Source organism: Rhizobium sp. Root708, from assembly GCF_001429725.1.
GTDB lineage: Bacteria > Pseudomonadota > Alphaproteobacteria > Rhizobiales > Rhizobiaceae > Rhizobium.
This window is the reverse complement of record NZ_LMHV01000012.1, coordinates 440,017-449,528: the sequence shown is the minus strand read 5'-3', so window position 1 is coordinate 449,528 and position 9,512 is coordinate 440,017. Positions and strand designations below refer to the sequence as shown.

The following is a 9,512-nucleotide window of genomic DNA, read 5'->3' as shown; positions in this document are numbered from 1 at the left end:
GCGGAACAGCTGCAGGATGTTCTGCGAAGAAGAGTTAGCGATCGACAGCGACTGGATCGCCAGCGACTGCTGCGTCTGCAGGGCCGTCAGCTTCGAAGATTCTTCTTCCATGTCGGCGTCAACCAGGCGGCCGATACCGGTGTCGATCGAGTCGCTCAGCGACGAAACGAAGTCCGTCTGGATGTCGACGCGGGTCTGCAGCGAACCGAGCTGCGAGCCGAGGGTCGTCATGTTCTTCAGAGCSGWTTCRACGTCCGTCAGCAGGTTGTCGATGGTGCCCTGSGTCGTGGYCGAACYGATCGTGAAGCCGWARAYCGACTTGCTCGAAGCCGTGCCGGTTGCGCCGAGGATACCGCCGCTGGTGGTGCCGTTGAACAGGGTGTTCGTTGCGCCGAGCGAGTAGTCGGTCGTCTTGATCGAGACGGTGCCATCGGTGCCGCGGACGAAGGACGAAACGACGCTGACGGTGCCGCCTGCGTTGTTGACCCAGTTTTCGCCGTTGAACGAAGCAGACTGGGCAACGCTGTAGAGCTGTGCCTGGAGCTGCGTGATTTCGTCCTGAAGCTTGCCCTTGTCGACGCCCTTTTCGCTGGCTGCGACGAGCTTGGCCTTGATTTCGCCGACGANAGAGCTGTGCCTGGAGCTGCGTGATTTCGTCCTGAAGCTTGCCCTTGTCGACGCCCTTTTCGCTGGCTGCGACGAGCTTGGCCTTGATTTCGCCGACGATGTCGATCGAGCTGTCAACGGCCGTGTAGGCGGTGTCCAGCTTCGCAGCACCCATGCCGAGGGCGTCGGAAACAGCCGAGAGGGCCTTGTTGTCCGACTTCATGGTCGTTGCGATCGACCAGTAGGCAGCGTTGTCAGATGCTTTGCCGACGCGCAGACCAGACGAAACGGCGTTCTGCGTATCCTTCAGGCCATTGTTGACGTTACGCAGCGTCTGGAGAGCCGCCATTGCGGAAGTGTTCGTGTTAATGCTTGTCATGAGTCTGTCCCCTGGAAACAAGATACAAAAGGAGGACATACCGGACTTGTGTACCGGCGATGACGGACCAGCTTCATGCCACTCGGTGCCGTTCCAATTGAGCAACCAAACCCGTCATGTCGAGAGCCAATCTCGCAGTCATTTCTTGCCAACTCATTAAAAGCGCTTTCAAATCCAGCGCTAGTGGTGGGGTGGTTAACAGCCCCCTAAAATCTAGGGTCAGTGCGCTTGGGAACCACGGCTCCTGTTTCAAGCAAGGTTCGCCTGTCTAAGGTGATGCAAACTAGGTGCAGAATCCGCCTGATGGTCCGTCGGCCGTGTTGCGCCTCTTGATGAATTTCCGGAACGGAGCGGATCTTGAATACCAACATCTCGTTTGCAGCAGCATCCAAGGATTATCAAAAAGGGCAGTACCTCAAGTCGCTCGAAGTCCTGAACAAGCTGGTCGACACCCAACGAGACGTCAAGACATACGTCCTGTTGGCTAAAAATCTCCTGAAACTCGGCTTCAAGGCGGAAGCGGCGAGCGCCTATGCGCTTGCGGGCGAGCTCGATACCGTGGCAGAGTCGCCCTATACCCGTGAGGCAGCCCTGCTCTATTTCGCGGTAGGCGACGAGGAACAGGCGCTGTTGCAGGCGCTGCGGATCATGTCGCTGGCGCGCTCCGATGCCGATGTGGCCTACGTGCTCGCCTCCATTCATCTGAAGCGGGGCCGGAAGGATCTCCTCAGCCCTTACCGCAAGGTGATTTCGGAGAGCAGCAATCCGGAGCATGTTCGTTTTGCCGTGCACCTGCTCAGCGACGATATTCTCGACATCACGAACGAGACGCTCGTCGGAAATCTGTTCAAGAGGTTTCCCGACATCATGCCGCTGCGGCTTCTGAAGCTGGTCTTCTCGCGAGAAGTCTGCGACTTCGACGTTGCCGCGAAGGAATTCATGCCGATCAGGAGGCTGCTTGACGACGGCAATCTGAGCTTCCTTGGCCGAGACAATCCGTTCTATCATCTGCACTGGTGCGAAGACGAAAAGCTGAACGCGCTTGCTTCGCACAATCCGGTGATCCAGCTGAAGGAAGCCGCCGAGCGGCGAAAGGCAGTGCCCCATGCCTGGGGCGACAAGATCCGCATCGGCTATCTCTCGTCGGACCTCTGGGCCGGCCACGCAACGATGAAGCTGCTGCGCCGCGTGCTCGAACTGCACGATCGCAATAAATTCGAGATCACGCTCTTCTGCCACACCGACGAAAAGTACCTGGAATACGAAGCCGGAAAGATCGATCGCTCGATCTGGGGCGACGTCTGCATCGTCCGCGACATGGACGACGAGACTGCTGCACGCGCGATCCGCGAGCGGAATATCGATATTCTCGTCGATCTCAAGGGCCATACGTTCGGCGGACGGTCCCGCATCCTGAACTATGGCGGCGCGCCGATACAGGCGGCCTGGCTCGGCTTCCCGGGCAGCGTCAACGATGTCGATCTCGACTACGCGATCGGCGACCGTTTCGTGCTGCCGGCATCGAGCGAAGCGAATTATCACGAGAAGCTGGTCCGTATGCCTGACAGCTACCAGCCGAACGACTCGGAGAACCGCCCGAAGCCGAAGCCGATGAGCCGCGCGCAGGCGGGGCTGCCCGAAGACGCCTTCGTCTTCGCTTCGTTCAACGCGAACCGCAAGATCAACACCGAGGTTCTCGACATCTGGTGCCGGATCCTGAAGCGGACGCCGAACAGCGTTCTGTGGCTGATGCTCTCATCGCCGCGCACGCAGACCAACCTGCTCAACTACATCAACAAGCAGGGCATCTCGTCCGAACGGATCATCTTCTGCCCCCGCGTCAGCTACGAGGAACATATCGACCGTCAGCAGGCAGCCGACCTCGGCCTCGATACCTTCCCGGTAAACGGCCACACGACCACGTCGGAGCAGCTGTGGGGCGGCCTGCCGGTTCTGACGGTCAAGGGCACCAATTTCGCTTCACGCGTCAGCGAGAGCCTCCTGAATACCATTGGGCTGCCGGAACTCGTTGCACTCGACAAGCCTGCTTACGAAGACATGGCCGTCGAGCTGGCCACGAATCCGGCCCGGCTTGTCGAATACAGGCAGCGCATCCGGGAGAACGCGGTCATCAAGCCGCTCTTCGACGCCGATCGCTTCCGCCTGCATCTGGAGAAAGCCTACGAGATGATGATCGAGCGGGCGAAGCTCGGGCAGGAACCCGACCACTTCGACGTGCCGCCGCTTCCGGCCCGCACGGAACCATTCTTCAGCTTCGAATAGAGAACCGCCTGACAATATAAAAAGCCCCGCGGGCGAACGCCTGCGGGGCTTTTTGTTTGAGCAGTTACAGCGCACCGAAGCGCGGCCTGGAGAATATCGCTCTATCAGTGGAACGAGCGAACCAGACTTCCGACGAGAAGGTTCCAGCCGTCGATCAGGACGAAGAACAGAATCTTGAAGGGCAGCGAAATGGACGTCGGCGGCAGCATCATCATACCCATGGCCATGGTGATGGTTGCCACGATCAGGTCGATCACCAGGAACGGGAGAACCACGAGAAAGCCGATTTCAAAGCCACGACGGATTTCCGAGATCATGAAGGCCGGAACGAGCACGCGGTAGTCGGTCTTGTCGCCTGTCGCGACCTCCTGGCCTCGTTCCCGCGCGAGATCGACAAAGAGCGCCAGATCCTTTTCACGGGTGTTCAGGCTCATGAACGTGCGAAACGGTTCGGCGATGCGTTCGATGGCCTGCTGCTCATTGATCTGGTTGGAAAGAAGTGGCTGGACGCCAGTCTGCCATGCCTGATCGAAGGTCGGCTGCATGACGTAGAAGGTCATGAACAGCGATAGTGACAGCAGGATCATGTTGGACGGCGTGGACGCTAGGCCCATGCCGGAACGAAGGATCGAGAACGCGATGACGAAGCGCGGAAAGCTCGTGACCATGATCAGGATGCCCGGCGCGACCGAAAGAACGGTTAGCAGCCCGAAGGTCCTGATGATCCATGCTGCAACCGAACCGTCGACCGGCAGGTTCAACAGGTTCGTCGGCAATTGCTGGGCGTGCGCCAGCTCCGGTACCGCCATCATGGCAGCAAAAAGCAGAAGGAATCGAATCATTCGATGACGAAGGTCCTGAACATGACCTTCGATACGCGTCCCTGCGCGCGGAGGTCAACACGTTCCTGGACGTCATCCCTAAGATATTGAAAGCCGCGCGGACCTTCGATCTGCTGCAGCGAAACGGTGCGGATATAGGCAAGGATGTCCTGGTGGATATCCTCGGCAAGCTTGACATCAGGCGGGCCGGAGAAGAGGAGCGCGACCTCAAGCCGCACCCAGTTCTCCGACGGATAGGCGAGGTTGGAGGTGATCGGCTCGAGCTGCACGACGTTGTTTGCTTCCGTCGATATATGCGGCAGCCCGCCCTCGCCTTCCTTCTTGGCCGAGGCCTCTTTGGATTCCTTTGCCTGCTCTTCCTGAGCGGCGGCCTTGACGTTCGGCGAAACCATGCCGCCGACCACCCAGCCGCCGCCGGCGCCCAGTAGCGTCAGCACGGCAACGCCGATGATCGTCATCATTGCGGCCGATTTCTTCTTCGGTTGGCCTTCGGCGGCCTCTGCTTCTGCCATGGATCAGCCTCAGAGCGGCGAGAAGAGATCGATGGCCTGCTGGCCACGAGGCGGCTGCTGCACTTCCATCAGGCGACCACGGCCACCATAGGAGATGCGCGCTTCGGCGATCTTGTCGTAGGAAATCTGGTTGTCCGCATTGACGTCCTGCGGACGCACGATACCGGCGACGTTGAGAATGCGAAGTTCCTGGTTCAGCCGGACTTCCTGCGAGCCGCTGATCACGAGGTTTCCGTTCTCGAGAATACCGGTCACGACGGCGGCGACCATCAGCGTCAGCTTGTCGGTGCGCTCGATCTTGCCCTTGCCGTCAGTGCTGGTGTCCGATCCGTAGGTGATATCCGTCTTCGACGACGGGTTCCAGCCGAGGACGTTGGCCGCGACATCCCAGCTCAGCCCGCTCGAGTTCGTGCGGCTGCGGTTGGTCTCGTTGTCGAACGAACCCTTGTCGTTGATGGCGATGTCGACGGTGAGGATGTCACCGACATTGAGAGCGCGGGCGTCCTTGAAAAGAGCTGCCTGTGAATCGCTCCAGAGCGAATAGCCCTGCGCCACCTGGCGCGGCTGCTTCGGATACATCGACATCTGCTGCGTCTGACCATATGCGAGACCGCTGCCGATCGGGCTCATCGCAGGCGCGCGACCGATCTCGTTGACGGCTTGCGGCGACTGGCAGCCGGCAAGCATGGCCACGGCGGCGATGGCGACCGGGAAATACTTCTTCATGATGGATCCTTCGACGTATTTGGATCGGACGCGCTTGCGATAATGTTGGCGATGACGGCAGCCTTTTTCGGATCCATCTCGTTGAGGATGAGGCTCGACTGTGTCGGGTTCAGCCGCATGATGACGGCGGCCGCCACTTCGATCCGCATTTCCTGCAGCTGCGTTGCGGCAGCGTCCGGCTTCATTTTCTTGTAGATGTCAGTGAGACCAGCTTCCGCCTGCTTCAGGAAGTTGTCGCGGCGCTTCAGCCAGTCCTCGTATTCTTCCTTGCGCTTCTGCATTTCAACGATGCGGCTATCCACGTCGGTACGCAGCTTCTCAAGCTCCTGCTTCTGCAAGAGATAGCGCTGGTCGCGCGCCGGGTCGGCGATATTCGTGCAGAACTGCTTGATTTCTTCCTCGGAGGTCAGCTCACCGCCGGCAGAAGGACGAGCCTCTTGCGCGAAAGCGCCCGGGATCGTCAGCATGACCAGTGCGGCGGCCGGCAAGGCGACGCGCCGCAGCAGATCGGAAATGGCTGTGTTCTGGCCACTCGCCTTCGTCATCATTGCAGTACGAGCTCCGCTTGCAGCGCCCCGGCCGACTTGATGCCCTGAAGGATCGCGATGATGCCGTCAGGCTTGACGCCGATATTGTTGAGGCCCGCGACAAGGGTCTTGAGATCCGGACCGTCAAGCAGCGCCACCTTGCCGCCCGTCTTCTGCGCGGCGATATCCGTCTGCGGCTGGACCGCGGTCACACCACGGGAGAACGGCTCAGGCTGGATGATCTGCGGAGTCTCGGTGACCTGCACGGTCAGGGTACCGTAGCTCACGGCAACCGGTGAGACGCGTACATCAGCGCCGATGACGATGGTGCCGGTACGCTCGTTGACCACCACCTTGGCCGGCGTATCGGTCTCGACCGACAGGTTTTCGATGTCGGCCATCAGGCGCGTCAGATCGGCCTCGCGCGGCTTCTGGACGATGACTTCCTGGGCATCCTTCGCATCGGCGACAGGACCGCCGAAGCGGGACTTGGCATAGCCGTTGACGACATCGGCAATGCGAACCGCTGTCGAGAAATCCGGGTTGCGCAGTTGCAGGACGAGATTGACCGAATCCTTGAAGCGCGACGGCAGTTCACGCTCGATGATCGCGCCGCCCGGCACGCGGCCGGCCGTCGTCACGCCTTCGGTAACGCTCGATGCCTGCCCCTGCGCCGAAAAGCCGGAAACGACGATCGATCCCTGCGCAACGGCGTAGATCTGGCCATCGGCGCCTGAAAGCGACGTCATGATGAGCGTTCCGCCGCGCAGCGACGTCGCGTCGCCAAGCGAGCTGACGTTCACATCGATGCGGCTGCCGGGGCTGGCGAACGGCGGCAGATTGGCCGTGACCATGACGGCGGCGGTGTTTTTCGCGTTCGACTGCCCACCCTGCGTGGAAATGCCGAGGTTCTGCAGCATGGCGCGCATGGACTGCTCGGTGAACGGCGAGGCTCTGAAGCCGTCGCCCGTACCCTGAAGACCAACGATCAGACCGTAGCCGATCAGCTGGTTGTCACGGCCTGCCTGAAGCGAGGCAATGTCCTTGATCCGCGACGTCATCGTGGCGGCCGGCGCCACATTGGCGAAGCTCGACGAGAAGACTGCAAGAGCGATGAAAAGGCGGGAGATTATCTTCATTTTGCGGCCACGTGGATTGTGCCGTCGGCAAGCACCGTGCCGCTGACAATGACGCCGGAATCCATGTTGCGAACGCGGACCATCTGCCCGGTCATGCCGTCTTCAAGAGGCGAACCGGCTGCGGAGATCATCATCGCGCCAAGCGTGAAGACCAAACGGATCGAAGAGCCGCGCGTCACCGTGTACGGTTCGCGCAGGCCCGACAGGGAAATCGTCCGCCCCGGCAGGAAGGTTCGTTTCGAAATCATTCCCTCGACCTGCCCGACCGACTTTGCATAGTCGCCGACCAGATTGGGGTTTGTGACCTCGACTTCCTGCACCTGGGCGCTCGAGATTGTATCGCCGGGGTAGATGATCGCTGTCGGTACGACCGCTAGACCCATGCCGGACGCCCAGGCGTTCGGTGCGGATAAGGCAGTGACAACGATTGCGATGGCGGATGTCCATCCGCGAACGGTTCCAACCCGGCAAAACATCATGTTTCGGCTCTTCCCTGTTACTTCAGGTTCTTGCTGACGATGGAGGCCATCTCGTCGGCTGTGGTGATGACCTTGGAGTTCATTTCGTAGGCGCGCTGAGCCGAGATCAGTTCGGTGATTTCCTTCACCGGATCGACGTTCGACGACTCGAGATAGCTCTGCTTCAGGTAGGCGTAGTTTTCTTCGCCGGGCGTGCCGACAACCGGCTGACCGGACGCTGGCGTTTCGGCATAAAGGTTGTCGCCGAGAGGCTGGAGGCCGGCTTCGTTGACGAAGTCGGCGATCTGCAGCTGGCCGAGCGTGCTTGCTGCCGTCGCGCCCGGAAGCTTCGCGGTCACCTCCCCCGAGCGGCTGATCGTCAGTTCGGTCGAGCCCGTCGGAATCGTGATCGTCGGAGCGACGGTGTATCCGTCGACCGTTACGATCTGGCCGGTTTCGTTCTTGTTGAAGGCGCCGGCGCGGGTGTAGAGCGTCGTGCCATCAGGCGCCTGAATCTGGAAGAAACCGCGGCCCACCAGCGCGACGTCGAGATCGTTGCCGGTCTGCGCCAATTCGCCCTGGATGTGCAGGTTGCGGACGGCCGATGTCTGAACACCGAGACCGATGTTGGCGCCCTCGGGAACGATCGCCTGGTTGGCGCGATTCGACACGCCCTTGGCACGCTCGGTCTGGTACAGCAGGTCCGTGAATTCGGCACGGGCACGCTTGAAACCGGTCGTGTTGATGTTCGCGATGTTGTTGGCAATGACTTCAAGATTGGTCTGCTGGGCATCCATACCCGTGGCAGCAATGGCAAGCGCTCTCATGGCTTCGTCCTTAAATCAACTACATCTGCATCTTGGTGACTTCGAGGAAGGACGAAACGACCTTGTCTCGAATGGCGATCGCCGTCTGAAGCGTCTGCTGTGCCTGCATGACCGCATCGACAACTTCACGTGTCGTGGCGGTCCCCTTGATGCCCGCGAAAGACATGCTTTCGGCGTTCTTGAGGGTGTTGACGGCGCCATTGGCGACGTTGCTGAGCACCGAGGCAAAGCTGCCATCGCTGGCTGCACTTTCGGCTGCGGAGGAAGCCGTCGTCTTTCCGAGATCGACACCCGCGAGATCGCGCGTCATCGACAAGGAGCTGATATTGTTCACATTGCTAATCATCATTGGCTCTTCAGAAGGTCGATCGTTTGGGAGATGAGGTCGCGCGACTGCTTGATGGTCTGCAGATTGGCATCGTAGGAGCGGTTCGCTTCGCGCATGTCCGCCATCTCGATGAGCATGTTGACGTTCGGCAGCTTGACCACGCCCTTCTCGTCGGCGGCGGGATTGCTCGGATCAAATTCGGTGGTGAATTTCGATTCGTCGACACCGAGCTTCTTGACGTTGACCGTGTTGACGCCGGATGCGCGATCGACCGACTCACCGAAGGTAATCGTCTTGCGGCGATAGGGATCGGCGCCTGGCGTATCGCCGGTCGAACGGGCGTTCGCGATGTTTTCCGAAACGATGCGAAGGCGCGTGGACTGCGCCTCGAGGCCCGATCCGGCAATTTTAAGGGCTGCTGACAAAGGATCCATAATTAGCTCTTCACCGTCATGAGCATCAACCGGTTGAACGAGCTGACGAGCGAGGTGTTCAGCTCGTACTGCCGCTTGATTTCACCGGACTTGGAGAGTTCTTCCGCGAGGCCAACCGTATTGCCGGACTCCTGCACGCCGATTTCCTGATCGAGATTTGCATCCTTGACGTCGATGTCGCTCTTCGTGCTCAGGTCGTTACCGGTCAGATGCGCCGCATTGGTGCGCGCCATGGTAACGTCCGACTTGTCGAGAACGGCCTCGAAAGGCGTGATGTCCTTCGCGCGGAATTTCGGCGTGTTCGCATTCGCGATGTTGCCGGCAACAACCTCCTGCCGGATCGTCAGCCATTCCGCCTGCCGCGAGGCCAAGTCGAACAGTTGAATCGGTTGCATGGGAACTCTCCGTTTTTACTGTCGCAAACCTACGGCGGTAATCTTGCGTCAGACTT

The 9,512-nt window shown here is 59.9% G+C and carries 12 protein-coding genes and 2 pseudogenes; 1 reads left to right on the top strand and 13 read right to left on the bottom strand.

What is annotated here, in order from left to right; all coding sequences use genetic code 11:
- The 3 genes and pseudogenes from ASE04_RS31540 to ASE04_RS31535 form a co-directional block, all read right to left on the bottom strand.
- Window positions 1–529 (bottom strand): annotated as a pseudogene (locus ASE04_RS31540) (flagellin); the annotation flags it as partial.
- 8 nt (window positions 530–537) lie between these two features.
- Window positions 538–615 (bottom strand): annotated as a pseudogene (locus ASE04_RS32175) (hypothetical protein); the annotation flags it as partial.
- A gap of 12 nt (window positions 616–627) precedes the next feature.
- On the bottom strand, window positions 628–985 hold a 358-nt coding region (locus tag ASE04_RS31535; RefSeq protein WP_443216861.1), incomplete at its 3' end, for a flagellin N-terminal helical domain-containing protein.
- A gap of 357 nt (window positions 986–1,342) precedes the next feature.
- Between ASE04_RS31535 and ASE04_RS12675 the strand changes: the two genes are divergently transcribed.
- Window positions 1,343–3,268 carry a tetratricopeptide repeat protein gene (locus ASE04_RS12675; RefSeq protein WP_056817629.1) on the top strand — a complete coding sequence of 642 codons (1,926 nt, stop codon included), beginning with the start codon at window positions 1,343–1,345 and terminating at the stop codon, window positions 3,266–3,268.
- A 104-nt stretch (window positions 3,269–3,372) separates the two neighbouring features.
- Here ASE04_RS12675 and fliP read toward each other — a convergent pair whose 3' ends face one another.
- From fliP to flgB, 10 genes are read right to left on the bottom strand one after another with little or no spacing between them, the layout of a single operon-like run.
- Window positions 3,373–4,110, bottom strand: a complete 738-nt coding sequence (gene fliP / locus ASE04_RS12670) for a flagellar type III secretion system pore protein FliP (protein WP_056817627.1) — start codon at window positions 4,108–4,110, stop codon at window positions 3,373–3,375.
- Window positions 4,107–4,622: a flagellar basal body-associated FliL family protein gene (locus ASE04_RS12665; RefSeq protein ID WP_056817625.1), complete on the bottom strand. Its 516-nt coding sequence runs from the start codon at window positions 4,620–4,622 to the stop codon at window positions 4,107–4,109. The genes fliP and ASE04_RS12665 overlap by 4 nt, the downstream gene beginning before the upstream one ends.
- Window positions 4,623–4,631: 9 nt before the next feature.
- Entirely contained in the window at window positions 4,632–5,348 is a 717-nt protein-coding gene (gene flgH / locus ASE04_RS12660; RefSeq protein WP_056817623.1) for a flagellar basal body L-ring protein FlgH, read from the bottom strand.
- Complete coding sequence (locus ASE04_RS12655) at window positions 5,345–5,893, bottom strand: MotE family protein (RefSeq protein ID WP_056817717.1); 549 nt, start codon at window positions 5,891–5,893, stop codon at window positions 5,345–5,347. The genes flgH and ASE04_RS12655 overlap by 4 nt, the downstream gene beginning before the upstream one ends.
- A complete protein-coding gene (locus ASE04_RS12650; protein ID WP_056817621.1) occupies window positions 5,893–7,014 on the bottom strand; it encodes a flagellar basal body P-ring protein FlgI in 1,122 nt (373 codons plus the stop codon). Before ASE04_RS12650 ends, ASE04_RS12655 begins: the two co-directional genes overlap by 1 nt.
- Entirely contained in the window at window positions 7,011–7,493 is a 483-nt protein-coding gene (flgA, locus tag ASE04_RS12645) for a flagellar basal body P-ring formation chaperone FlgA (RefSeq protein ID WP_056817619.1), read from the bottom strand. The genes ASE04_RS12650 and flgA overlap by 4 nt, the downstream gene beginning before the upstream one ends.
- Before the next feature lie 17 nt (window positions 7,494–7,510).
- On the bottom strand, window positions 7,511–8,299 hold the full coding sequence (gene flgG / locus ASE04_RS12640; RefSeq protein WP_056817617.1) for a flagellar basal-body rod protein FlgG: 789 nt from the start codon (window positions 8,297–8,299) through the stop codon (window positions 7,511–7,513).
- Between the two features lie 19 nt (window positions 8,300–8,318).
- Window positions 8,319–8,645 (bottom strand): flagellar hook-basal body complex protein FliE, encoded by a 327-nt coding sequence (locus ASE04_RS12635; protein ID WP_056817715.1) that lies wholly within the window; start codon window positions 8,643–8,645, stop codon window positions 8,319–8,321.
- Window positions 8,645–9,061: a flagellar basal body rod protein FlgC gene (gene flgC, locus ASE04_RS12630; protein ID WP_056817614.1), complete on the bottom strand. Its 417-nt coding sequence runs from the start codon at window positions 9,059–9,061 to the stop codon at window positions 8,645–8,647. Before flgC ends, ASE04_RS12635 begins: the two co-directional genes overlap by 1 nt.
- A 2-nt stretch (window positions 9,062–9,063) precedes the next feature.
- Window positions 9,064–9,456 (bottom strand): flagellar basal body rod protein FlgB, encoded by a 393-nt coding sequence (gene flgB, locus ASE04_RS12625; protein ID WP_056817608.1) that lies wholly within the window; start codon window positions 9,454–9,456, stop codon window positions 9,064–9,066.
- Window positions 9,457–9,512 lie beyond the last annotated feature (56 nt).

What these genes read in the sequence shown, in the direction of transcription:
- fliP (WP_056817627.1), bottom strand. Translation starts at nt 4,110, where the DNA reads ATGATTCGATTCCTTCTGCTTTTTGCTGCCATGATGGCGGTACCGGAG.
- ASE04_RS12665 (WP_056817625.1), bottom strand. Translation starts at nt 4,622, where the DNA reads ATGGCAGAAGCAGAGGCCGCCGAAGGCCAACCGAAGAAGAAATCGGCC.
- flgH (WP_056817623.1), bottom strand. Translation starts at nt 5,348, where the DNA reads ATGAAGAAGTATTTCCCGGTCGCCATCGCCGCCGTGGCCATGCTTGCC.
- ASE04_RS12655 (WP_056817717.1), bottom strand. Translation starts at nt 5,893, where the DNA reads ATGACGAAGGCGAGTGGCCAGAACACAGCCATTTCCGATCTGCTGCGG.
- ASE04_RS12650 (WP_056817621.1), bottom strand. Translation starts at nt 7,014, where the DNA reads ATGAAGATAATCTCCCGCCTTTTCATCGCTCTTGCAGTCTTCTCGTCG.
- flgA (WP_056817619.1), bottom strand. Translation starts at nt 7,493, where the DNA reads ATGATGTTTTGCCGGGTTGGAACCGTTCGCGGATGGACATCCGCCATC.
- flgG (WP_056817617.1), bottom strand. Translation starts at nt 8,299, where the DNA reads ATGAGAGCGCTTGCCATTGCTGCCACGGGTATGGATGCCCAGCAGACC.
- ASE04_RS12635 (WP_056817715.1), bottom strand. Translation starts at nt 8,645, where the DNA reads ATGATTAGCAATGTGAACAATATCAGCTCCTTGTCGATGACGCGCGAT.
- flgC (WP_056817614.1), bottom strand. Translation starts at nt 9,061, where the DNA reads ATGGATCCTTTGTCAGCAGCCCTTAAAATTGCCGGATCGGGCCTCGAG.
- flgB (WP_056817608.1), bottom strand. Translation starts at nt 9,456, where the DNA reads ATGCAACCGATTCAACTGTTCGACTTGGCCTCGCGGCAGGCGGAATGG.